This window comes from Micromonospora parva, assembly GCF_040649675.1.
Taxonomy (GTDB): Bacteria; Actinomycetota; Actinomycetes; order Mycobacteriales; family Micromonosporaceae; genus Micromonospora; species Micromonospora parva.
On the sequence record NZ_JBEZFX010000014.1, the window covers coordinates 52109 to 75872 of the forward strand.

General features: G+C 71.3%; 18 protein-coding genes and 1 pseudogene. 8 read left to right on the top strand and 11 right to left on the bottom strand.

Annotated elements, in window-relative coordinates; all coding sequences use genetic code 11:
• Positions 1-113: 113 nt before the first annotated feature.
• On the bottom strand, positions 114-1715 hold the full coding sequence (locus tag AB0C03_RS28390; protein ID WP_030338356.1) for a peptide ABC transporter substrate-binding protein: 1602 nt from the start codon (positions 1713-1715) through the stop codon (positions 114-116).
• A 483-nt stretch (positions 1716-2198) separates the two neighbouring features.
• On the opposite strand from AB0C03_RS28390, the gene AB0C03_RS28395 reads away from it, so the two are divergent.
• Both AB0C03_RS28395 and mdh read left to right on the top strand, forming a co-directional pair.
• Positions 2199-3059: a bifunctional methylenetetrahydrofolate dehydrogenase/methenyltetrahydrofolate cyclohydrolase gene (locus AB0C03_RS28395; protein WP_357640016.1), complete on the top strand. Its 861-nt coding sequence runs from the start codon at positions 2199-2201 to the stop codon at positions 3057-3059.
• Between the two features lie 138 nt (positions 3060-3197).
• The gene (gene mdh, locus AB0C03_RS28400; protein WP_030338361.1) at positions 3198-4148 is read left to right on the top strand and encodes a malate dehydrogenase; all 951 of its coding nucleotides are present in this window, start codon (positions 3198-3200) and stop codon (positions 4146-4148) included.
• Positions 4149-4313: 165 nt separating this feature from the next.
• Here mdh and AB0C03_RS28405 read toward each other — a convergent pair whose 3' ends face one another.
• Positions 4314-5126 carry an MBL fold metallo-hydrolase gene (locus tag AB0C03_RS28405; protein WP_357640019.1) on the bottom strand — a complete coding sequence of 271 codons (813 nt, stop codon included), beginning with the start codon at positions 5124-5126 and terminating at the stop codon, positions 4314-4316.
• Between the two features lie 137 nt (positions 5127-5263).
• On the opposite strand from AB0C03_RS28405, the gene AB0C03_RS28410 reads away from it, so the two are divergent.
• Positions 5264-6481 (top strand): NADP-dependent isocitrate dehydrogenase, encoded by a 1218-nt coding sequence (locus AB0C03_RS28410; RefSeq protein ID WP_030337461.1) that lies wholly within the window; start codon positions 5264-5266, stop codon positions 6479-6481.
• A 316-nt stretch (positions 6482-6797) separates the two neighbouring features.
• Here the strand turns inward: AB0C03_RS28410 and galT are convergent, their stop codons facing one another.
• The 4 genes from galT to AB0C03_RS28430 all read right to left on the bottom strand — a co-directional run bounded on the left by galT (position 6798) and on the right by AB0C03_RS28430 (position 11941).
• The gene (gene galT / locus AB0C03_RS28415) at positions 6798-7874 is read right to left on the bottom strand and encodes a galactose-1-phosphate uridylyltransferase (protein WP_210858955.1); all 1077 of its coding nucleotides are present in this window, start codon (positions 7872-7874) and stop codon (positions 6798-6800) included.
• A gap of 12 nt (positions 7875-7886) precedes the next feature.
• Entirely contained in the window at positions 7887-8696 is an 810-nt protein-coding gene (locus tag AB0C03_RS28420; protein ID WP_030337465.1) for a DeoR/GlpR family DNA-binding transcription regulator, read from the bottom strand.
• 112 nt (positions 8697-8808) lie between these two features.
• Positions 8809-10338: an adenylyl-sulfate kinase gene (gene cysC / locus AB0C03_RS28425; protein WP_030337466.1), complete on the bottom strand. Its 1530-nt coding sequence runs from the start codon at positions 10336-10338 to the stop codon at positions 8809-8811.
• Between the two features lie 88 nt (positions 10339-10426).
• Entirely contained in the window at positions 10427-11941 is a 1515-nt protein-coding gene (locus AB0C03_RS28430) for a glycosyltransferase family 2 protein (RefSeq protein WP_357640025.1), read from the bottom strand.
• A gap of 237 nt (positions 11942-12178) precedes the next feature.
• On the opposite strand from AB0C03_RS28430, the gene AB0C03_RS28435 reads away from it, so the two are divergent.
• The 5 genes from AB0C03_RS28435 (at position 12179) to AB0C03_RS28455 (ending at position 16351) form a co-directional block, all read left to right on the top strand.
• A complete protein-coding gene (locus AB0C03_RS28435) occupies positions 12179-13093 on the top strand; it encodes an ABC transporter ATP-binding protein (protein ID WP_030337468.1) in 915 nt (304 codons plus the stop codon).
• A complete protein-coding gene (locus AB0C03_RS28440; RefSeq protein WP_051708851.1) occupies positions 13086-13991 on the top strand; it encodes an ABC transporter permease in 906 nt (301 codons plus the stop codon). Before AB0C03_RS28435 ends, AB0C03_RS28440 begins: the two co-directional genes overlap by 8 nt.
• Positions 13991-14902, top strand: coding sequence for an ABC transporter ATP-binding protein (locus tag AB0C03_RS28445; protein WP_210866470.1), 912 nt, complete (start codon positions 13991-13993; stop codon positions 14900-14902). The genes AB0C03_RS28440 and AB0C03_RS28445 overlap by 1 nt, the downstream gene beginning before the upstream one ends.
• A complete protein-coding gene (locus AB0C03_RS28450) occupies positions 14903-15613 on the top strand; it encodes an ABC transporter permease (RefSeq protein ID WP_030337472.1) in 711 nt (236 codons plus the stop codon).
• Positions 15614-15706: 93 nt separating this feature from the next.
• On the top strand, positions 15707-16351 hold the full coding sequence (locus tag AB0C03_RS28455; RefSeq protein ID WP_210861554.1) for a hypothetical protein: 645 nt from the start codon (positions 15707-15709) through the stop codon (positions 16349-16351).
• Positions 16352-16395: 44 nt separating this feature from the next.
• On the opposite strand, the gene valS is transcribed toward AB0C03_RS28455, so the two are convergent.
• The 5 genes and pseudogenes from valS to AB0C03_RS32370 form a co-directional block, all read right to left on the bottom strand.
• Complete coding sequence (gene valS, locus AB0C03_RS28460; protein WP_357640030.1) at positions 16396-18960, bottom strand: valine--tRNA ligase; 2565 nt, start codon at positions 18958-18960, stop codon at positions 16396-16398.
• Positions 18961-19053: 93 nt separating this feature from the next.
• Complete coding sequence (locus AB0C03_RS28465) at positions 19054-20934, bottom strand: ABC transporter ATP-binding protein (RefSeq protein WP_051708852.1); 1881 nt, start codon at positions 20932-20934, stop codon at positions 19054-19056.
• Entirely contained in the window at positions 20931-22787 is a 1857-nt protein-coding gene (locus tag AB0C03_RS28470) for an ABC transporter ATP-binding protein (protein ID WP_030337476.1), read from the bottom strand. Before AB0C03_RS28470 ends, AB0C03_RS28465 begins: the two co-directional genes overlap by 4 nt.
• Before the next feature lie 38 nt (positions 22788-22825).
• A complete protein-coding gene (locus AB0C03_RS28475) occupies positions 22826-23335 on the bottom strand; it encodes a methylated-DNA--[protein]-cysteine S-methyltransferase (RefSeq protein WP_210861158.1) in 510 nt (169 codons plus the stop codon).
• A pseudogene (locus tag AB0C03_RS32370) lies at positions 23332-23715 on the bottom strand (DNA-3-methyladenine glycosylase family protein); the annotation flags it as partial. The gene AB0C03_RS28475 and the pseudogene AB0C03_RS32370, both read right to left, overlap by 4 nt.
• Between the last annotated feature and the right edge of the window lie 49 nt (positions 23716-23764).

The following is a 23764-nucleotide window of genomic DNA, read 5'->3' on the forward strand; positions in this document are numbered from 1 at the left end:
GGCCCGGGGGAGCCGGCACCACCGACGCCGGGTCCGCTGCTGCGGCCCGGCCCCGGTGGCGCGGATGGGGCCACCCGGGCTTCGTCGCCCGGGTGGCCCGCACCATGCTCAGCTCAGCTGGCTGCTTCGATCTTGACGAGGTTGACCCGCTGGAACAGGTCCATCTCGACGTTCTTGACCTTGGACGAGTGGCCGAACACGTTCTCGCCGAAGCGGAGCGGGATCACCGGCATGTCCTTGGCCAGGATGTCCTCCGCCTGCTGGTACTTGGCGATCGCCTCGTCCTGCGTCTTGGCGGCGGCACCCTCCTTGACCAGCTTGTCGAACTCCGGGTTGCTGTAGCCGTAGTAGTTCGACGAGCCGTTCGTGCTGTACAGCGGGCCGAGGTAGTCCTCCATGGTCGGGTAGTCCATGACCCAACCCATCCGGAACGCACCCACCGGCGTCTTGTTCTCGACCTTGGTGAGCAGGTCGGCGAACTTCGGCTCGGCCGAACCCACCGCGTCCACGCCCAGGTTGGTCTTGAGCTGGTTGACGGTGGCGTCGACCCAGTCCTTGTGCCCGCCGTCGCCGTTGTACGAGATGACGATCTTCGACGGACCACCGGCGGCCTGGTAGAGCTTCTTGGCCTCGGTCGGGTTGAACTCGCCCGACTTACCCGTCGTGTCGTCCCGGTAGCCCGGCAGGACCGGCGAGACGAAGGAGCGCGCCGGCGTCTGCGAGCCCTTGAAGACCGACTTGGTGATCTCGTCACGGTCGATCGCCATCGAGATGGCCTTGCGGACGTCCGGGTTGCTGTAGTCCTTGTCGAACGTCGGGAACGCCAGGAACTGGAACGACGACATCGGGCTGGTCTTGTACCGGTCACCCAGGTCGCTCGGCGCGGTGCTCAGGCTCTCGGTCGGGATCGTGGGCAGCACGTCCAGGTTGTCCGCCAGGACGTCCGCGTAGGCCGCGGTGAGCTGCTGGTAGATCCGGAACTCGACGTTCTTCACCTTGGGCTTCTCACCCGGGAAGGCGTCGTAGCGCTCGACCTCGATCTTGCTGTCGTGCTGCCAGGTGCCCTTCATCTTGAAGGGGCCCTGCCCGATCGGCGCCTGCTCGTAGGAGTCCTTGAGCACGCCCGGAGCCGAGAACGCGGCGTCCGGCATCGGGAAGAACGCGTTGTAGCCCAGCGTGGTCTTGAAGTCGATGTACGGCTCGTTGAGCGTCACGGTGAAGGTGAGGTCGTCGACCTTCTTCAGCCCGGACATCTCCTTGGCCTTCGGCTCCTTGCCCTGCAGGTCCGCGTAACCAGCGATCTTCTCGAAGAACGGGTTGGTGTCCTGACCGTTGGGGCCGTACGCGCCGTAGTTCCAGGCGTTGATGTAGCTCTGGGCGGTGACCTTCTCGCCGTTGTGGAAGGTGTAGCCGTCCTTGAGCTTGATCGTCCAGACCTTGTTGTCGGTCGAGGTGACCGAGTCGGCCGCGACCTCGTACGGCTTGTTCTGGGCGTCGTAGTCGACGAGCGGGCTGAACAGGCCGGCGATGACCTGCGAACCCGACGTCTCGGTGGTGTTGGTGGGAACCAGGTGCTTCGGCTCGGCGATCTGGATGCTGACCACCGAACTGTCGCTGCCACCGGATCCACCGTCTCCGCCGCTGCCGCAGGCCGCGAGGCCCAGCGTCACCGCGAGCGGGAGGGCGGTCCAGGCGGCGAGTCTACGAACTCGCATTGAGCCTCCTCATCTCCTCACGCTGCGCAGTCAAGCCCGACGCTGGGTTACGCTGCGCAACAAGCGGTAACGGTAGGTCGGCGGCGAGCCTTCGGCAACGGCGCGGTTGCGGGTGGGTAACGGTCCGGGCTCTCCCTCCTTGTCGAAGGCGGGTGAATCTGCTAGCCGAAACCGGGTTTACTGGCAATATCCTGCGGATATTCGGGCCGCTGGCGAGCTGATTGGGCTCGGTTGGGTTGGCTCGACACCTGCTGGGACGAAGGTCCGGTCTCCGTTTCGCCGACCCGGTCTGTCTGGTTCGACAGTGATCGAACCCACAAACTGTGACCGAGAGTGACTAGCGACACGTCACACACCGTCACGCAGGCGGTAGTCAGTTCGGCTCGACCTGAACGTTGGGCAACCAGCACCTGGCACTGGCGGCGGACCGCCCCGAGCTGAGGTCGTCTGAACCGCGGGTGCCGGTCGTGAGACGATCTGGTCGTGACGGCGACGCTTCTGGACGGCAAGGCAACCGCAGCGGAGATCAAGGACGAGCTGCGCATTCGGGTGAAGGCCCTCGCGGAACGCGGCATCACCCCGGGGCTCGGCACGGTCCTGGTCGGGGCGGATCCGGGCAGCCAGGCGTACGTCAACGGCAAGCACCGCGACTGCGCCGAGGTGGGCATCGCCTCGATCCGCCGCGAACTGCCGGCCGACGCCACCCAGCAGCAGGTCGACGACGTGCTGGCCGAGCTGAACGCCGACCCGGCGTGCCACGGCTACATCGTCCAGTTGCCGCTGCCGGCCCACCTCGACACCCAGCGGGTGCTGGAGTTGATCGACCCGGACAAGGACGCCGACGGCCTGCACCCGGTCAACCTGGGTCGGCTCGTGCTCGGCTACGACGGGCCGCTGCCGTGCACCCCGCGCGGCATCGTCGAGCTGCTCCGCCGACACGACGTGGCGCTGCGCGGTGCCACCGTCGCGGTGGTCGGCCGGGGCAACACCGTCGGGCGCCCACTCGGCCTGCTGCTCACCCGGCGCAGTGAGAACGCCACAGTCACCCTGTGCCACACCGGCACCCTCGACCTCGCCTCGCACACCCGCGCCGCCGACATCGTCATCGTCGCGGCCGGCGTACCGGGTCTGCTCACCGCCGACATGATCAACTCTGGCGCGGTGGTGGTGGATGTCGGCATCACCCGCGTGATCGGCGCGGACGGCAAGGGCCGCTACACCGGCGACGTGGACCCGGAGGTGGTCCAGACGGCCGGCGCGCTCGTCCCCATGCCCGGCGGCGTGGGCCCGATGACCCGGGCCATGCTGCTCACCAATGTCGTGGAGCGCGCCGAGCGCGGCTGACCCGCACGTCGGCGCACCGAACCAGGACGGCGGTGACGTTCGCCCCATCCCGGCGATGCCCGCCGCCCCTGGCCGGATCGGTGCCAGGATGACTGATACGGTCCGGAAAACCGACTGGTATCAGGGAGTGGGACGACCATGGGTAAGAAGGTCACTGTCGTCGGGGCTGGCTTCTACGGCTCCACCACCGCACAGCGCCTGGCCGAGTACGACGTCTTCGACACCGTAGTGATCACCGACATCGTGGAGGGCAAGCCCGCGGGCCTGGCACTCGACCTCAACCAGTCGCGGGCCATCGAGGGCTTCGAGACCAAGGTCGTCGGCGTGACGACCGGCCCCAACGGTGAGGGCTACGAGCAGATCGAGGGCTCCGACGTCGTCGTGATCACCGCTGGTCTGCCGCGCAAGCCCGGCATGAGCCGGATGGACCTGCTGGAGACCAACGCCAAGATCGTCCGCCAGGTCGCCGAGAACGTCGCCAAGTACGCCCCGAACGCCGTCGTCATCGTGGTCTCCAACCCGCTGGACGAGATGACCGCGCTGGCCCAGCTCGCCACCCAGTTCCCGAAGAACCGGGTGCTCGGCCAGGCCGGCATGCTGGACACCGCCCGGTTCAGCAACTTCGTCGCCGAGGCGCTGAACGTGCCGGTGGCGTCGGTACGCACGCTGACCCTGGGCTCGCACGGCGACACGATGGTCCCGGTGCCCTCGAAGAGCACCGTCAACGGCAAGCCGTTGCGTGACGTGATGCCGGCCGAGCAGATCGAGGAGCTGGTCGTCAAGACCCGCAACGGTGGCGCCGAGGTGGTCGCCCTGCTCAAGACCGGTTCGGCGTACTACGCCCCGTCCGCCGCCGCGGCCCGGATGGCGAAGGCCGTCGCCGAGGACTCCGGCGACGTCATGCCGGTCTGCGCCTGGGTCGACGGCGAGTACGGCATCTCCGGTGTCTACCTGGGTGTCGAGGCCGAGATCGGCGCTCAGGGCGTCAAGCGGGTCGTCGAGACCGACCTGGACGCCGACGAGCTGGCCAGCCTCAAGGAGGCCGCCGAGGCCGTCCGTGCCAAGCAGGCTGACATCTCCAGCATGTAGTTCCCCGAACCACCGAAAGGGCGCGCCGGCAGAGCCGACGCGCCCTTTCCCCGTCCCACCCCACCCCACCCCAACCCCACCCCCTCCGGTCGATCATGGGGTTAGCGGCAGGCGTGGAGATCGAAAACCCCGCCAACCTCATGATCAACCGATCAGGGGGTGGGGTCAGGCGGTGGGCAGAGGGTGAAGGGTGAAGGGGGTGGCCAGGTGGGGGGTGGCCAGGAGGGTGGGGTTCGCCGTGGCCAGGGCGGCCTGGCGGGAGCGGCGGGCTTGTTCCTGGTCCACCTCGTGGGCGTACGCCAGGTCGGGATCGACCAGCTGCACCATGTGCACCAGCAGGTCGCCGGTGAACAGCATCCGCTCGTCGGCTGCGGTCAGCAGCACCGACTGGTGGCCAGGGGTGTGGCCGGGGGTGGGCAGCAGACGTACCGCCGGGGTGAGGGTGGTCTCGCCCTCGACCACCCGGAGCTGGCCGGCGGCGCGCAACGGCCCGATCACGCCGGCCGGCAGCCCCGGGTTCAGCGTCTCCGCCGCGTCGACCTCGGCGCGTTGCACCAGGTAGCTCGCGTTCGGGAAGTACGGCCGCCCCGGCGTGCCGGTGACCGCCCAGCCGATGTGGTCGCTGTGCAGATGGGTCAGCACTACCGTGTCGACGTCGGCCGGGTCGATGCCGGCGGCGGCCAGCTCGGCGGGCATCCGGCCGGGCACCGGCGCCCAGCTCGCGGCGAGGGAGTCCGACGGCCCGATGCCGGCGTCGACGAGCGTCACCGGCCCGTCGTCGACCCGGATCGCGAAGCTGCGGAACAGCAGCCACCACTGCCCGTCGGCGGTCACCGAGCCGGGGTCGCGTCGGTCGGCCTCCGCCCAGTGAGCGGCCGTGGCCTGCGGAAACGCGTCCGCGCGAGGCTGGAAGAACTGACTCTCACCGTCGGTGAGCGCGGTGACCGTGATAGACCCGAGGGTGCGGTTCAGTGGCATCGGACGATGATTCCAGGGCATTCCTGTTCCGCGCAGTCCGGTTCCGCCGGTCGGTCGAGGCCGGCTGGGGGCTGCCGGTCCAATTGCAGTACGCTCGTACTGCTTGAGCACGTGTCCCCCGAGAGGAGCGCCGGCCGATGGCGAAGATCAAGGTAAACAACCCGGTCGTAGAACTCGACGGCGACGAGATGACCCGGATCATCTGGAAGCAGATCCGGGAGCAGCTGATCCTGCCCTACCTCGACGTCGACCTGCACTACTACGACCTGTCGATCCAGCACCGCGACGAGACCGACGACCAGGTCACGATCGACGCCGCCAACGCCATCAAGGAGCACGGCGTCGGCGTCAAGTGCGCGACCATCACCCCGGACGAGGCCCGGGTCGAGGAGTTCGGCCTGAAGAAGATGTGGCGGTCGCCCAACGGCACCATCCGCAACATCCTCGGCGGCGTCGTCTTCCGTGAGCCGATCATCATGTCCAACGTGCCGCGGCTGGTCCCCGGCTGGACCAAGCCGATCATCATCGGCCGGCACGCCCACGGTGACCAGTACAAGGCCACCGACTTCGTCGTCCCCGGCCCGGGCACGGTGACCATCACCTACACCCCGGCCGACGGCGGCACGCCGATGGAGATGGAGGTCGCCAACTTCCCCGGCGGCGGCATCGCCATGGGCATGTACAACTACGACGAGTCGATCCGGGACTTCGCCCGCGCCTCGTTCCGGTACGGCCTGGACCGCAACTACCCGGTCTACATGTCGACCAAGAACACCATCCTCAAGGCGTACGACGGCCGCTTCAAGGACATCTTCGCCGAGGTGTTCGAGGCGGAGTTCAAGGCCGAGTTCGACGCCGCCGGCCTCACCTACGAGCACCGGCTCATCGACGACATGGTCGCCGCCGCGCTCAAGTGGGAGGGCGGCTACGTCTGGGCCTGCAAGAACTACGACGGTGACGTGCAGTCCGACACCGTGGCGCAGGGCTTCGGCTCGCTGGGTCTGATGACCTCCGTCCTGCTCTCCCCGGACGGCCGTACCGTCGAGGCCGAGGCCGCGCACGGCACTGTCACCCGGCACTACCGGCAGTACCAGAAGGGCGAGAAGACCTCGACCAACCCGATCGCGTCGATCTACGCCTGGACCCGGGGCCTGGCCCACCGGGGCAAGCTGGACGGCACGCCGGCGGTCACCGAGTTCGCCAACACGCTGGAGCAGGTCATCGTCGACACCGTCGAGGGTGGCCAGATGACCAAGGACCTCGCGCTGCTCATCTCGCGCGACGCCCCGTGGCTGACCACCGACGAGTTCATGAACGCTCTCGACGAGAACCTGGCCCGCAAGCTCGCCGCCTGATCCGGGCGTACCGCGTCATCGGAGCCCGCCGGCACCCTGCCGGCGGGCTCCGGTGTGTCCGGGGCCGCCACGCCGGCCGGCGTCACTGCTGCCGGCGCGCCTCGTTGACCAGGATGGACGAGATGCCAGTCGCGTCCAGGAAGGTTGACCACGGTCGACCCGCGGCACCGTGCGCCGATCAGCCAGCCTTCCCGGCTGTGCCGTGCACAGCCAGCCGTCCCTTCCCTGCGGGGGGCCCTGTCCCGGGCCCCCCGCGCCCTGTTTCCCGCAACGTCGGCCCGGCCGTGCTCAGCCCCACCGGCCACCGCGGGCCCGCTCAGGCGGCACGCAGCAGGTCGGCGGCGCGTTCCGGGGCGATGTCGTTGATGAAGACGCCCATCCCGGACTCGGAGCCCGCCAGGAACTTCAGCTTGTCGGTGGCCCGCCGGATGCTGAACAGCTGCAGGTGCAGGTAACCCAACTCGCGATCGATCCGTACCGGGGCCTGGTGCCAGGCCGAGATGTACGGCATCGGCATGTCGAACAGGCCGTCGAAGCGGCGCAGCAGATCCAGGTAGAGCGGACCGAACGACTCCCGCTCGCTGTCGCTGAGCGCCGGGATGTCCGGCAGCACCCGGTGCGGCGCGACGTGCACCTCGAACGGCCAGCGGGCGGCCGCCGGGACGTACGCCGTCCAGTGTTCGTTCTCGGCGACCACCCGGTCACCGGTGGCCCGCTCGGCGGCCAGCACGTCCGCGTACAGGTTGCCCCCGCCGGTCCGCTCGGCGTGCCGGCGGGCCGCGGCCAGCATCGCGCGGGTGCGCGGCGTCACGAAGGGGTACGCGTAGATCTGCCCGTGCGGGTGGTGCAGCGTGACACCGATCTCGACGCCCCGGTTCTCGAAGCAGAAGACCTGCTCGACGCCGGGCAGCGCGCCGAGCGCCTCGGTGCGGTCGGCGAGCGCGTCCAACACGGTGCGGACCCGGCGCGGCGGCAGGCTGGCGAAGGACGCGTTGTGGTCGGAGGTGAAGCAGACCACCTCGCACCGGCCGACGCCCGGCCGGACCGGTGTGAACGGGGTGATCTCCCCGGGCTCCTCGGCCACCCGACCGCTCAGCGACGGAAACCGGTTCTCGAAGACCACCACGTCGTAGTCGGGTGCGGGGATCTCGGTCAGCCGGTCGCCCACCGACGGGTCGAGCGGGCACTCGTTCGCCGGTGGGAGGAAGGTGCGGGTCTGCCGGTGCACGGCGACCGCCACCCACTCGTCGGTCAGCGGGTCGTAGCGCAGTTGCGACGCGGGGGGAGGCGGTGGCAGGTCCCGGCGGTCCGGCTGGTCGCGGACCGCGTCGTCGCGCTCGTCGAAGTAGATCAGCTCCCGGCCGTCGGCCAGGTCGATCGCGGTGCGCTTCACGGCGCCGTCCCCTCAGTTGTCGGCGTGCGCGTCACGCGGCCCGCCCCCTGTCGCCTTCACCATGATCAGTTCGCCCACCCGTTCGTCGAGTACCCGCCGTGCGGCTGGGGGCAACCGATCGTCGCTGACCAGTACGTGGGCCGCCGCCAACTCGACGATCGAGGAGATGCCCACGGTGCCCCACTTGGTGTGGTCGGCGAGCACCACCAGTTGGTCCGCCGCGGCCACCAGCGCCCGGTCGGTCTCCGCCTCCATCAGGTTCGGGGTGGTGAAGCCGGCCCGCTCGGTGATGCCGTGCACGCCCAGGAAGAGCAGATCCAGGTGCAGTGACCGGACGGCCCCCACCGCGAGTGGGCCGACCAGCGCGTCCGACGGTGTGCGTACCCCGCCGGTGAGCACCACCGTCTGGTCCGGACGACCGCCCGCGTGCATGATCTCGGCCACCGGCAGCGAGTTCGTCACGACGGTCAGGTCGGGGACGTCCACCAGCCGGCGGGCCAGCTCGGCGGTGGTGGTGCCGGCGGAGAGCGCGACCGCCGCGCCGGGCCGGACCAGTTGGGCGGCCCGATCGGCGATGGCCGCCTTCTCCGGCAGTTGGCGGACCGACTTGGCGCGGAAGCCCGGCTCGTCGGTCGCGCTCGGCCCGGTCGTGGTGGCACCGCCGTGCACCTTGGCCAGCAGGCCGCGCTCGTGCAGCGCGTCCAGGTCACGCCGGATGGTCATGTCGGACACGCCGAACTCGCCGGCCAGCTCGCTGACCCGGACGCCGCCGGTCGAGCGGACCCGCTCCAGGATGGCCGCCTGCCGCTGCTGAGCGAGCATCCGCCGTGCCTCCCCGGGGTCCACGTACCCTCACGCGGTCAAACGTGTTCCAACAAAGATGAACACTAGCGCGTGCCGGTCAGCGGCGGAAGAAACGGGGTACGGCGACGCCTCAGGTGGACGGGATGGTCAGCTCCACCCAACCGGTCTCGGTCAGATGGTGCAGCACCGCCTGAACCGCGTCCGCCACGCTCACGTCACTGGTGTCGAGAACCAGATCCGCGTCGGTCGGCTCCTCGTACGGGTCGTCGATGCCGGTCATCCCGGTGAGCAGGCCGGCCCGCGCCCGCGCGTACAGGCCCTTGCGGTCCCTGCGCTCGCACACCTCCAGCGGAGTGGCCACGTGCACCAGCACGAAACCCGCCCCGGCGGCGAGAGCCATCTCCCGGGCGGTGGCGCGGGCCGCCGCGTACGGGGCGATCGGGCAGCAGATGCTCACCCCACGGTGCCGGGCGATCTCGGCGGCCACCCAGCCGATCCGCCGGACGTTGAGGTCCCGGTCGGCCTTGCTGAAACTCAACCCGGCGGAGAGCTCCCGGCGCACCACGTCCCCGTCGAGCAGGGTCACCGTCCGGTCGCCGCTCTCCCGCAACGCGTCCGCCAGCCCCCGGGCGACAGTCGACTTGCCGGAGCCGGACAGGCCGGTCAGGAAGACCACCAGCCCTCGCTGCCGGCGCGGCGGCCGGGCCCGGGCCAACTCCCGCGCCACAGCGGGCGGCGTGTGCCACTCCGGCAGCGGGAAACCCCTGTCGAGCAGGTCGTCGATCTCCGCCTGGGTCAGCGCGAGCCGGCGGTTGCGCGGTGGGATGTCCTCCCGCCACCGCCACTGCCCGTCCCGGTTGTCGTAGGCGAGTTCGCGGGGCACCAGCACCCGCAGCCCGGCACCGGAGAGCATCTCCCCGGTGGAGAGCAGGTGGGTGACCCCGTACGCGGCGGAGACCCGGGCGCGCAGCAACGCGTCGCTGATCTCCTCGTGGCGGTGCGACAGCGGCACCGCGACCAGCGTGGCGGGCGGCATCCGGTCCCGGGCGGCGAAGATCGTACGGACCAGCGCCTCCGGCGGGAGCCCACCGACGCCGCCCTCACCGACCGGGATCATCACGAGCAGATGAGCGGCCAGGGTGCGGGCGGCATGGGCGATCTGGGCGAGCTGCGGACGATGCAACGGCCGATCGGCGATCACCCCGAGCACCCGGCCCGGGGGCAGCAGCGCGCGGACCTCCTCCGGGTCACGACGCAGCCGCTGGAACGGGCCGTGCCCACCGTCGCCCAGTCGTCGGACCTGGCCGCCCACCCCCGCCACACCCTCGCGGATCGGCCAGACGTCGGCCACGTCCAGGGCCGCAGCCGGGGCACCCTCCCCGTCGGTCAACACGAGCGCCCGGCGGGCCGGGTCGCGCGGATCGAAGCTCTGCGCCAGCGCGGTCGGCACCTGGAGAACCACCGCCACCTGCCACGGGGTGCCGTCGGCCAGCCGGCCGCGCCGGCTCACCGAGACCAGGTCAGCGCGGGTCATGAAGCCGGTCAGCGGGGCGTACGCGCCGGTCAGCAGCAGCTCCAGATCCGCGAGCTCACCGGGACGTGGCGTGTACGCCGGCGCGTCCCGTAGCACCTCGTCGGGCAGCACCCAGCCGTTGCTCATTCACGCTCCCCACTCGCTGACCGGCACACAGTTTCGCAGCCGACCGCCGATCGGTCGAGGGTGCCACTCCAAGACCCCCGCCGACGGGTCAGCGTTTGATCCGCCGGCCCACCGCCGACCGCAGCCGGTTCCACACCTTCCGCTCGTCGCGGATGCGCGGTCGCGAGCCGTCGGCACGGCAGATGAACACCAGCGGCAGTCGCGCGTCCTCGGTCCAGCCCACGTTGGTGATCCGGGCCTTGAGCAGCCAGCTACCCCGCGTCCGGCCGCCGTTGAGGGCGGCGAAGTCGATGGTGGCGGTGGCCCGGTGCACCAGGTGGACCGTGTCCGCCGCTGTCGTACCGGTGATCCGTTCGGTCTCGAAGGTGTTCGGCAGGAAGATCTCGGCGCCGGTCTCCCGGTGGCGGGCCACCAGGTCCAGGCGGGCCTTGCGCACCTGCGCGGTCGCGTCGAGCACCTCGGGCTCGATCTCCTCCATCGGCAGCATCAGCACGTCGCGGTCACCGTCGGCGCGAAAGCTGACCGGCTGGTCCGCGGAGCGCAGCTCGGCGGCGACGGTCACCGTGACGGCGTGATCGGCGCGCCGAAGCTCACCGACGGTGCCGTGGGCGCCGATGCCCGCCTCCCAGTGGGCAAGCCTGCGCAGGTCCGCGACCCGGCCCCGCTCCGCCAGGTACGCCATCGCCCGGAGCATCGGCGGCAGTCCACCGGCGACGCCAGGGGCGAAGCGGTCCTGCATGATCTTCTGGACCTCCAGCGCGACCTGCTCCACCCATGCCTCAGGGGCGTTCAGCAGCCGCTTGCCGCGCAGCCGGCTGAGCATCTCGTTGCGCAGCCAGCGCCGGTGCAGCCGGTCCCGCAGCGCACCCGGCTCGGTGTGGGCGTCCACCACGTCCAGCGCCTCCCGCACGCTGGCGTAGTAGCTCGACGGGTCCAGCGGGGCCGCGGTGACGTTGCGTGCGTCGCCCCGTTGAACGTGGTGGTAGCAGATGTAGTCGGACAACACGGAGGTCCGCCGGGACAGGAAGTAGGCCCGGACCACCAGCGAATGATCCTCCAGCCGACGCTTGCCGCCCTCCGGGAACCGTAGACCGTGCTCGTTGAGGAACGACCGCCGGAACAGCTTGTGGCAGGTCAGGCTGTCGATCAGAGGTGAGTTGCCGAGCGTCGCGTCGAAGCGGTTCTTCCGGAACAGCTCCCGCGGCACGGGCCGGCCGTACCCGGCCATCTTCCCGATCACGATGTCGGCGTCGTTCGCCGTCGCGCAGGCGTACAGCCGCTCCAACGCCTCGTCGGCGAACCAGTCGTCGTCGTCGGCGAAGAAGACGTACTCGCCGCGGGCCTGCTCGATGCCGAGGTTGCGCGGACGCGACGGCCAGCCGGAGTTCTCGATGTGCAGCACAGTGACGTGTCGGTGCTCAGCGGCCAGCCGATCCAGCCGCTCGGCCGTCTCGTCGGTCGAGCCGTCGTCGACGAAGATCACCTCGAACTCGTCGGCGGGCAGTGACTGGCGCAGCAGTGAGGCGACGAGCTTCTCGATGTGCGGGCCGCAGTTGTACGCCGGCACCACGACGCTCACCTTCGGGACGCCCACCTCGGCCATCAGGATCCCTCCCGCGTCGTCGGTCGATCGCCAGGCGGATCGATGCCCGGTGAACGAGAGGTGAATGGTGTCACCTCGGATGGGTCTTTCCGGAAGCGGGGTCCGACCGAACGCGGGACCGGCGAAAACGCCGCGAAAGCCCGCCGCGGACCTTAGGGGGCCGGCCGGGAAAGGATCAGGGGAGCGCCGGGGGCGTGCCGGTGTCCATGCTGGGCATCGACTCCCTACGCTGGGCGCGTGACACTGATCGCGACCCAGTCGCTCACCAAGACGTACGGAGGTCGGGTCACCGCGTTGGCCGACCTCACCGTCGCCGTCGAGCCCGGGATCATCGGCCTGGTGGGCGCGAACGGCGCCGGCAAATCCACCTTGATCAAGATCCTGCTCGGCCTGATCGCACCAACCAGCGGCCAGGTCTCGGTGCTGGGCATCGACCCGACCGCGGACCCGGCGGCCGTCCGCAACCGGGTCGGTTACATGCCGGAGCACGACTGCCTCCCACCGGACCTGTCCGCCGCCGAGCTGGTCACCCACCTCGGCCGGATGAGCGGCCTGCCCCGCACCGCGGCCCGCGAGCGGGCCTCGGAGGCGCTGCGGCACGTGGGGCTCTACGAGGAGCGCTACCGGCCGGTCGGTGGCTACTCGACCGGCATGAAGCAGCGCGTCAAGCTGGCCCAGGCGCTCGTGCACGACCCCGACCTGCTGTTGCTCGACGAGCCGACGAACGGTCTGGACCCGGCCGGCCGCGACGCCATGCTGGCCCTGGTGCACCGGATCGGCACCGAGTTCGGCATCTCCGTCCTGGTCTGCTCACACCTCCTCGGCGAGGTCGAGCGGATCTGCGACACGCTGATCGCCATCGACGGTGGCCGGTTGCTGCGCGCCGACAACATCTCCGCGATGACCACGGCCACCGACGTGCTCGCCGTCGAGGTCAGTGAGGGCACCGAGGAGCTCGCCGCCCGACTCGCCGAGCTGAAGCTGCCGGTCGCCCGGGACGGGCGGCTGCTCCTCGTGCCGCTCGCCGACGACGGCACCTACGACCTGATCCTCGGCGCGGTCGCCGACCTCGACCTGCCACTGCACCGACTCGACCAGCGCCGGCACCGGGTGGCCGAACTCTTCGCCACGAGGGAGCTCACTCATGCCTGAGCCGTCCACCACCACCGCCCGGCAGACGCCGACCGGAGTCATCCACGACATCGGCTACCAGCGCTACGAGGGCCCGAGGCTGGGCCGTCGGCAGGTCTTCGGCGCGCTCTACCTGCACGGTCTGCGCACCGCGTTCGGGTTCGGGCGCAGCGCCAAGGCCAAGATCTTCCCGTGGCTGGTGGTCGGCATCGTCACCCTGGTCGCGGTGGCCCTGGCCGCCATCCGTAGCCAGATCGGCGAGCCGGTCGCCACGTACGCCCAGTTCGCCGACTCGATGAGCTGGCTGGTCATCTTCTTCGTCGCGGTCGTCGCCCCGGAGCTGGTCTCCCGCGATCTGCGCAGCGGTGTGCTGCCGCTGTACTTCTCCCGGCCGCTGCCGCGCAGCGACTACGCGTTGGCCAAGCTGCTGGCGCTGGCCACCGCGCTCTGGCTGCTGCTCGGCGGGCCGCAGCTGCTGATGTTCCTGGGCGCCGCGTTCACCACCAAGCAGGGCATGCGCGGGGTGTGGAACGAGTTGCTCGACCTGCTGCCCGGGCTGCTCTACGCCGGCCTGTGGGCGGTGGTCTTCGCCTCGGTCGGCCTGCTCGTCGCGTCGCTGACCGGCAAGCGTGCCTTCGCCGCCGGCGGTGTGGTCGCGGTCTTCCTGATGACCACCCCGATCGTGGGCGTGCTGAGCATCCTGCCGTCGCGCGCCGCCAACGAACTGGCCGGGCTCGCCTCCCCGTCCACGCTGGTGCAGGGGGTGGGCATCTGGTCGCTCGGTGACCTGCTCGTCGAAGGTGACCAGGGCGGCCCGTCCATCGGCGGGTTCGGCCCGGTCTACGCCCTGGCCGCGGTGCTGCTGGTCGCCGGCGCGACCGCTCTGCTGCTGGCCCGCTACCGGAAGGTCGCCTCCTGATGAGCACGCTGAGCCTGACCGGGGTGTCCCGGTGGTACGGCAACGTGGTCGCCGTCAACGACATCAGCATGGCCCTGGGGCCGGGCGTGACCGGGCTGCTCGGCCCGAACGGCGCCGGCAAGACCACGCTGCTGCACATGATGGCCGGGTTCCTCGCCCCGTCGCGCGGCACTGTCACCCTCGACGACGAGCCGACCTGGCGCAACCCCGACGTCTACCGGCGGTTGGGGCTGGTCAGCGAACGGGAGGCGGTGCAGGGCTTCCTGACCGCGTACGAGTTCGTGCTGGCCAGCGCGAAGCTGCACCGGCTGCCCGACCCCGCGGCCGCGGCCCGACGGGCGATCGATCTGGTGGAGCTGGAATCGGCGCAGGACCGCCGGATCGGCACGTACTCCAAGGGCATGCGCCAGCGCGCCCGAGTGGCCGCCGCACTGGTGCACGACCCGCAGGTGCTGCTGCTCGACGAGCCGTTCAACGGCATGGACCCGCGCCAGCGGCTGCACATGATGCAGCTGCTGCACACCCTGGGCGACGCCGGCCGGACGATCCTGTTCAGCTCGCACATCCTGGAGGAGGTCGAGCAGGTCTCCGGAACGGTGCAGGTGATGGTGGCCGGCCGTTTGGCCGCCTCCGGCGACTTCCGGACCATCCGCCGGTTGATGACCAACCGCCCGCACGTCTTCGCGGTGCGCTCCACCGACGACCGGGCGTTGGCCGTCGCGCTGATCGCCGAGGCGTCGGTGAGCGGGGTCGAGTTGGAACCGACCGGCCTGACCGTGCGGGCCGGTGACTACGGCGCGTTCACCCGGGCGCTACCCCGGATCGCCCTGAGCAAGGGCATCCGGGTGCGGCAACTGGTGCCGTCCGACGAATCCCTGGAGAGCGTCTTCTCCTACCTGGTGGAGGCATAGATGTCCACGGTTACCTGGATCACCGCGCGCGGGTTGTTCGGCCGACGTCGGTTCCTGCTGCTGTTGCCGCTGCCGTTGGTGCTGCTCGGCCTGGCCGTGCTCTGTCGGTCGCTGGGGGTGGACCCGCGCGAGTGGGGGCCGCCGGTGCTCGTCGGTCTCGGGCTCGCCGTGGTGCTACCGGTGGTCGCGCTGATCATCGGCACGGGCGTGCTGGGCGCCGAGATCGACGACGGCACCGTGGTGCACATCCTGACCAAGCCGCTGCCGCGCTGGCAGATCGTGCTGCCGAAGCTCGCGGTGGCCGCCGGGGTCACCGCGGTCACCGTGGCGGTGCCGCTCTACGTCGCGGGCGTGCTCGCCAGTTCGGTACGCCTCGGTCTGGCGCTGGCCGCCGCGGCGGCGCTCGGCGCGCTGGCGTACTCGGCGTTCTTCCTCGCGCTCAGCCTGGTCACCAGGCGGCCGGTGCTCCTCGGCCTGGTCTACGTGCTGATCTGGGAGGGTCTGCTGGGCAACTTCGTCAGCGGCACCAAGGTGCTCTCCATCCAGCAGTACGTGATCGCCCTCGCCGACCGGATCGCCCCCACCGGGCTGTTGGAGGCGAGCGTGTCGGTGTCGGTGGCGTCGGTGATGACTGCGCTGGTCAGCGTCGGCTTCACAGTGCTCGCCATCGACCGCCTGCGCTCGTTCAGCGTGGCCGGCGAGACGAGCTGACAGCGGTGCGAGCTTCTGTTCCGGCCAGCCCCCGCCCGGCGGTAGGGCTGGCCGGATGGACCGGTCGGGCCCGCTCGGGTCAGGCTGACGGGCGTGAGCGTCGAAGCGGAGCGGACGTCGTTGGCTGAGCCGTACTCCCGGAGCAGCCGGCCGTGGCTGACCAGCCTGGCCGTCGCCGGGCTGGCCTGTGCCACGGTCGCCACGGCGGCCCAGGGCAGCGGCCAGTTCCACTGGTGGGCCGTGTTCATCCTGATTCCGGCCGCGTTGATCGCGGCCAGCGGTGGGCCGTTGCTGGCCCGCGGGGGTGGCCGGTCCTTCGCCGGGTACGTGCTGGCCTGCGTCGGCACGATCGTCTTCGCGGTCGGCGCGCTGCTGATGTTCGGCGTGATGGGGCGGGGCTGGCCGCTGCTGGTGGTGCTGCCCTGCCTGGCCGTCGCCGGCACCTACGGCTGGCGGGCGGCTCACCCGCTGGCCCGCGGCCTGCACCGGGCGGTCGCCCTGCTCGCGCTGACCGGCGCGCTGCTCGGCCTGACCCTGCAACTGATCCGGGTGGATCTGATCCACCTCAAGACCGGCTGGTGGGGCGCCTTCCTGATGTTGGCCGGGGCGATCGTGCTGGGCAACGCGGGGGAGCTGACCCGGCACCGGATGCCGTACCGACTCCAGGCGATCACCCTGCTGGTGGGGCCCTCCGTGGTCGCGTTCCTGCTCGGGCTGCGGTTCCTGCGCGGCTGGTGACCCGCCGGTCCGCCGCCGCCCGTCCGGGCGGCGGCGGCCCCGGGTCAGAAGGCGCAGGCGATGACCAGCTCCGGGGCGCGGTCCGGGAGCAGGTCGAGCTTGCCGATCCGGCCCGCCGCCCGTAGGTCATCGGCGACCAGGGTGAGCTGCTCCAGCAGCGCCGCCGGGCCGAGCGCCTCGGCCAACGGCACCTCCGCCTTCATCGACAGCTTCCGCTCCGACTTGGCCCGGCGCACCTGGCTCAACGCGTCACCGGCGAGCCGCAGCAGCGCCGGCTCCCCCGACCCCTCGATCGTCCGGGCCACCTCGTGGGTGGTGGGCCAGGGTGCCCGGTGCACCGAGCCGTACCGCCACCACGACCAGACCTCCTCGGTCACGTACGGCAGCACCGGGGCGAACAACCGCAGCTGCACCGACAGCGCCGAGGCCAACGCCGCCCGTGCCGAGTCGGCCGCCGCGCCGGTGCCGTAGGCGCGCTCCTTGACCAGCTCGATGTAGTCGTCGCAGAACCGCCAGAAGAACGCCTCGGTCACCTGCAACGCCGCCGTGTGGTCGTACGAGTCGAAGGCGGCACCCGCGGCGGTGACCACGGTGGCCAGCTCGGCGAGCATGGCCCGGTCCAGTGGTGTGGTCGCCGGGGCGCGCAGGGCGTCCGCCGCGCCCAGCCCGAGCGCGAACTTGGACGCGTTGAGCAGCTTGGTGGCCAGTCGCCGGCCCACCTTGATCTGCGCCGGGTCGAACGCCAGGTCCATGCCGGGCTTGCCGCTGGCCGCCCAGTAGCGCACCGCGTCCGAGCCGTGCTGCTCCAACAGGGCCAGCGGGGTCACCACGTTTCCCTTGGACTTCGCCATCTTCTTGCGGTCGGGGTCGAGGATCCAGCCCGAGAGCACGGTGTCCCGCCAGGGCAGCACCCCGTGTTCGAAGTGGGAACGGACCACGCTGTCGAAGAGCCAGGTCCGGATGATCTCCTGCCCCTGCGGGCGGAGGTCCATCGGGAAGACCCTGGCGAACAGGTCCGGGTCGGTCTCCCAGCCACCGACGATCTGCGGGGTCAGCGACGACGTGGCCCAGGTGTCCAGCACGTCCGGGTCGCCGATGAAACCGCCCGGCTGGCCGCGCTGAGACTCGTCGTACCCCGGCGCCGGATCGCTGGATGGATCGACCGGCAGCGCGGACTCGTCCGGCGTGAGAGGGTGGGACCAGTCCGGCTCGCCAGCGTCGTCGAGCCGGTACCACACCGGCACCGGCACCCCGAAGAAGCGTTGACGGCTGACCAGCCAGTCCCCGTTGAGGCCGCCCACCCAGTTGTCGTAGCGGTGTTTCATGTGCGCCGGCACCCAGTGCAGCTCCTCGCCGCGACCCAACAGGGTGGCGCGCAGCGCCTCGTCCCGGCCGCCGTTGCGCAGATACCACTGTCGGGTCGAGACGATCTCCAGTGGCCGGTCACCGCGTTCGTAGAACTTGACCGGGTGCATGACCGGGCGCGGCTCGCCGATCAGGTCACCGGCGTCGGCCAGCATCCCGACGATCTCCCGGCGGGCACCGTTGACGGTCTGCCCGGCCAGCGCCGCGTACGGCTGCGGGGGCACCCCGTCCGGCGGCTCGGGGAGCAGTCGACCGTCCCGGCCGATCACCACCCGGGTGGCCAGCCCCAGCTCACGCCACCAGGTCACGTCGGTCAGGTCACCGAAGGTGCAGACCATCGCGATGCCGGTGCCCTTGCCGGGTTCGGCGAGGGGATGGGCGTACACCGGCACCTCGACGTCGAACAGCGGGCTGCGCACCGTGCCGCCCACCAGGTCGGCGTACCGCTCGTCGTCGGGGTGGCAGACCAGCGCCACGCAGGCCGGCAACAGCTCGGGCCGGGTGGTGTCGATGAGCACCGCACGCCCGTCGGCAGTGGCGAACCGCAGCCGGTGGTAGGCGCCGGGGCGCTCCCGGTCCTCCAGCTCCGCCTGGGCGACAGCGGTGGCGAAGCCGACGTCCCAGAGCGTCGGCGCCTCCGACTGGTACGCCTCGCCGCGGCGCAGGTTGCGCAGGAACGCCCGTTGGCTGGTGGTCCGGGCGATCCGGCCGATCGTCGTGTACGTCAGGGACCAGTCCACCGAGAGCCCCAGCCGCCGCCACAGCGCCTCGAAGGCCTGCTCGTCGGTGACCGTCAGCCGTTCGCACAGCTCGATGAAGTTGCGCCGGGAGATCGGGGTGGGGTCGCGGCGGGCCGCGTCGTCGACCGGGGCCGCCGGTGGCCGCCACACCGGGTCGTACGGCAGCGCCGGGTCGGGTCGCACCCCGTACACGTTCTGCGCCCGACGCTCGGTGGGCAGGCCGTTGTCGTCCCAGCCCATCGGGTAGAAGACGGCCTTGCCGCGCATCCGCTGGTAGCGCGCCGAGGTGTCGGTGTGCGTGTACGAGAACACGTGCCCCATGTGCAGCTCGCCCGATACGGTCGGCGGCGGGGTGTCGATCGCGTACACGTCCTTGCGCTCCTTCGAGCGGTCGAACGCGTACGTGCCTTCCTCCTGCCAGCGGCGCGCCCAGCTCTCCTCGAGCCCGTCCAGGGTCGGACGCTCGGGAACGCCGGCGCGGGCCGTCCTCGCCGTGTCGGTCATCCTGCGATCGTAGGCATCCGCCGGGTGCGGGGCGACGTAGTTGCGGCCGAACACACCGGCCGGTGGGGAACGGCCACCACCGGGGCGGCCCGGCTAGATCAGCGAGTCGCGCCACTGGCGGTGCAGGGCGGCGTACCGGCCGCCGGCCTGGGCCAGCACGGCGGGTGGGCCGTCCTCGACGACCTTCCCGCCGTCGATGACGAGCACCCGGTCGGCGGTCTCCACCGTGGAGAGTCGGTGGGCGATCACCAGTGCGGTCCGGTCGCGCAGGATGGTGCCGAGTGCCCGCTGCACCAGACGTTCCGTCGGCACGTCCAGCGACGACGTCGCCTCGTCCAGGATGAGCACGCTCGGGTCGGCCAGGAACGCGCGGGCGAACGCGACGAGCTGCCGCTGCCCGGCGGAGAGCCGCCCGCCTCGTCGGTGCACCTGGGTGGCGTACCCGTCGGGTAGCGCGGCGATGAAGTCGTGCGCCCCGATCGCCCGCGCGGCGGCCTGCACGGCGGCGTCGTCGGCCCCCGGGCGACCGAACCGGATGTTCTCCGCGACGGTGCCGCTGAACAGGTGGTTCTCCTGCGTCACCAGCACCACCGCCCGGCGCAGGTCGGCGTCGCGTACGTCGCGCAGGTCGACCCCGTCCAACGTGACGGTGCCGGTGTCCGGGTCGTGGAACCGGGCGACCAGCTTGGCGATTGTCGACTTGCCCGCCCCGGTGGGCCCGATCAGCGCGACGGTCTGCCCGGCCGGCACCGTCAACTCCAGCCGGCGGAGGATCGGAGTGTCGGTCCGGTAGCCGAAGCTGACCGCCCGGAAGGTCAGCTCGCCACGGCCGGGCCCGGTCGGCAGTGGTGTGGGCCGGGCCGGTTCGGCGACGGCCGGTCGTTCGTCGAGCACCCCGGCCAGCTTCTCCAGGGCGGCGGTGGCCGACTGCAACGAGTTGTAGAACTGGCTCAGCTCCTGCATCGGCTCGAAGAAGCGGCGCAGGTAGAGCAGGAACGCGGCGAGCACACCGATCTCGGTCTGCCCGCCGAGCACCCGCCACCCGCCGTAGCAGAGCACCACGGCCACCGTGACGTTGCCGATCAGCTTGATCGCCGGCGAGTACGTGGCGATCAGCCGGAACGCGTGCAGGCTGGTCCGTCGGTAGTCGTCGCCGAGCGCCACGAAGATCCGTTGGTTGCGGGGTTCCCGGCGGAACGCCTGCACCGCCCGGATGCCCCGCATCGACTCGACGAAGTGCACGATGACCAGCGCGACAGCGTCCCGGGTCCGTCGGTACGCGCTGGCCGACGACCGGGCGAACCAGCGGGAGAGCGAGAACAGGAACGGAAACGCGAACAGCGTCACGCCCGCCAGCGGCAGGTCCAGCCAGAGCAGGATGGCGGCCACCGACAGGATCGAGAGCCCGGCCAGCACCAGGCTGTCGATCCCACCGTCGACCAGCTCGGCGATCGAGTCCAGGTCGCTGGTGAGCCGGGACACCATCCGGCCGGACGTGTACCGCTCGTGGAAGTCCACCGACAGCCGCAGGAAGTGCCCGAACACCTGTTTGCGCAGGTCGAGCAGGACGGCCTGGCCGATCCGGGCGGACAGGGCGAGGAAGCCGCGGCGGGCCGCGTACTCGGTCACCGAGGCCACCGCGAATGCCCCGGCGACGGCGATCAGCAGCCCGGGGTCGCCGGCGCGCAACGGTGGGATGGCCCGGTCGATGCCGATCATGACCAGGTACGGGCCGGCCATCGCGGCGGCGTTCTGGACCAGCAGCAGGGCGACCGCCGCGGCGAGCCGCTTCCGGTGCCCGCGCAGCAGGTCGCCCAGCAGGCTGCGGCTGAGCCGGCGCAGCCGGGCCACCGCCTCGGGGCTGGTGTCCTCCGCTCGACTGCGGTCGGCCTCCGGGTCGGTGGCGGTTCCGCGCCAGCGGGTGAGCTCGGGCTCCTCCTCCGGAGGTGGGTCGGCCTGCCTGGGCACGCTCACGAACGCACCAGTCCCCACCCGTCCGAAGGGGACGGGCTGGGCCCGCCGGCCCCGGCCGGTGGGGGATGCCCGGCGGGCGGCTCGGCGGCGAGCAGCGCCCGGTACGCCGGGACGGTGGCCAGCAGGTCGGAGTGTGTGCCGGTCGCGGTGATCCGCCCGTCCTCCAACAGGGCGACCCGGTCGGCCAGCGCGATCGTCGACGGCCGGTGCACCACCAGCAGCGCGGTGCTGTCGCGCAGGACCCGGCGAAGCGCCGCCTCGACCAGGGCTTCCGTGTGCACGTCGAGGGCGGAGAGCGGGTCGTCCAGCACCAGCACCGCCGGTCGGCCGAGCACGGCCCGCGCCAACGCGAGCCGTTGCCGTTGCCCGCCGGAGAGGGACAACCCCTGCTCGCCCACCCGGGTGGCCAACCCCCAGGGCAGGTCGTACGCGAAGTCGGCCTGGGCCAGCGCGAGGGCCGCGCGGACCTCGTCGTCGCCGGCGTCCGGGCGACCCAGGGTGAGGTTCTCGCGCACCGACATGGAGAAGAGCGTGGGTTCCTCGAACGCCACCCCGACCAGCCGGCGCAGCGAGGCCAGCCGCAGGTCGCGCAGGTCGTGGCCGTCCACTGTGATCCGCCCGGCGGTCACCTCGTGTAGCCGGGGCACCAGGGAGAGCAGTGTGCTCTTGCCGCTGCCGGTGGCGCCGACCAGGGCCAGTGTCTCGCCCGGCTCGATGCTCAGGTCGATCTCACGCAGCACCGGCGTGCTGGCACCCGGATAGCTGAACGCGACGCGCTCGAAGCGCAGCCGGCCGCGCACCGCGTCGCGGGGCAGAGCGACAGCGCCGGGAGAATCCACGATCTCCGGTGGGGTGTCCAGCACCTCCTGGATCCGGTCGGCGGCGGTGGCCGCCTCCTGACCGTTGGCGATGATCCAACCCAGTGACTGCACCGGCCAGATGAGCATCAGTTGCAGGCTGACGAACGCGACCAGCTCGCCGATGGTGAGCGCCCCGTGCGCGGCGGCGGCCGCCCCCGCCGCCAGCACCACGCCCAGTGTCACGTTGGGCACCAGGTCGAGCAGCGCCGAGGTGTTGGCCAGCAGCCGCCCCTTGCCGACCCCGGTGTCGTGCAGCCGCCGGGCCGCGCCGGCGAAGCGGGCGGCCAGTTCGGGCCCCCGCCCGTACGCCTTCATGGTGCGCAGACCCTGTGCGGTCTCCTCGACCAGGGTCGCCACGTCGCCCTGCAGGTCCTGCATCCGGCGGGACGCGGCGTGGTAGTGCCGCCCGAACCGGCGACTGATCAGCAGCAGCGGCACCGCGCTGGCCGCTACCAGCACCCCGAGCACCGGATGCAGGTTGATCAGCAGCAGCACCACGACCACGTACGTGGTCAGGTTGAGCACCAGGAAGAACACGCCGAAGGAGAGGAACCGGCGGATCACCGACAGGTCGCTGGTGATCCGGGAGAGCAGCTGGCCGGACTGCCAGCGGTCGTGGAAGCTCGTCGGCAGCCGTTGCAGGTGGGCGTAGACGTCGGCGCGCAGCGCCGCCTCCATGCCCACCGCCGAGGATGACTGCACCCACCGGCGGATGAAGATGAGCACCGCCTCGACGACACCCAGCAGCAGCGCCAGGCCGCCGAGCTGGAGCAGCCCGGCCGGTTCGTGTCGGGCCACCGGCCCGTCCACGACCCGCTGCACGACCAGCGGTACGGCGATCCCGGCGGCGGTGCCGGCGAGCCCCGCGACGAGCAGCCAGGCGAACTCGGCGGCGTACGGGCGCAGGTAGCGGCGTAGCCGCCAGAGGTTGTGCGCGGGGCGGGTTCCCGCGGCGGCCCGGGTGGCCGGGTCGCCGTCGCTCTCCACAGGCACTACCAGACGGTAGCGTCTAACAGGTGTCGATGCTTCTGTCAGCTTGCCGTCAAGCGGCGCTCATGACCGAGAAGCCACTTCTTCACCTCCAGCCCCCAGCGGTAACCGCCGAGCGTGCCGTCGGTGCGAAGAACCCGGTGGCACGGCACGAAGAGGGCTGCCGCGTTCCGGGCGCAGGCCGCCGCGGCGGCCCGCACCGCCGGTGGCCGACCGGCCAGCGCGGCGTACCCGGTGTAGGTGACCGGGGTGCCGGGCGGCACCTCGCGCAGCACCTGCCAGGCGTGCGCCATGAACTCGCCGCCGGTGCGTTGCTGGACCGGCACCGCGTCGATGGCGGCGAGGTCACCGTCCAGGTAGGAGGTGACCGCCGCGCTGACCGGCCCGAGGTCGGTGCGCTCCCGCAGCGGTGCCCGCAGGGTCGGGTGGACCAGGGGCAGCAGTGCCGCCGGGTCCGGGGTGAAGCCGGCCGCCCGTACGGCACCGTCGGGGCCGGCGAGGATGCTCAGTGGACCGGCCGGTGTGCGCAGTACGGTGCTGTCGATGGTCATGCCGTTCTCCAGAGTCTGATCGTGGCGTAGGACCGCCAGGGACGCCATCGCTGGGCGTGCCGGTCGAGGGTTGTCGGGGTGTCGGGCAGGCCGAGCGCGGCGGCACCGCGCCGGACCGCGAGGTCGGAGCTGAGCAGGATGTCCGGGTCGCCGAAGGCGCGCATGGCCAGGTAGTTGGCGGTCCACGGGCCGATGCCCGGGAGCGCGAGCAGCCCTCGGACGGCCTCCCCCCGATCCACCCCGGGGGCGAGGTCGACAGACCCGTCCACCACGGCCCGGGCCAACCCCCGCAAGGACTCCCGCCGCCCCACCGGCATTCCGAACGCCGAATCCGGCAGCGACAAGAGCTCCTCCGCCCCCAAGAACCCCCGCAGCCCACCCCGTTGATCATGAGGTTGACCTGGGGTTTGATCTTCATCGACCTCGTCA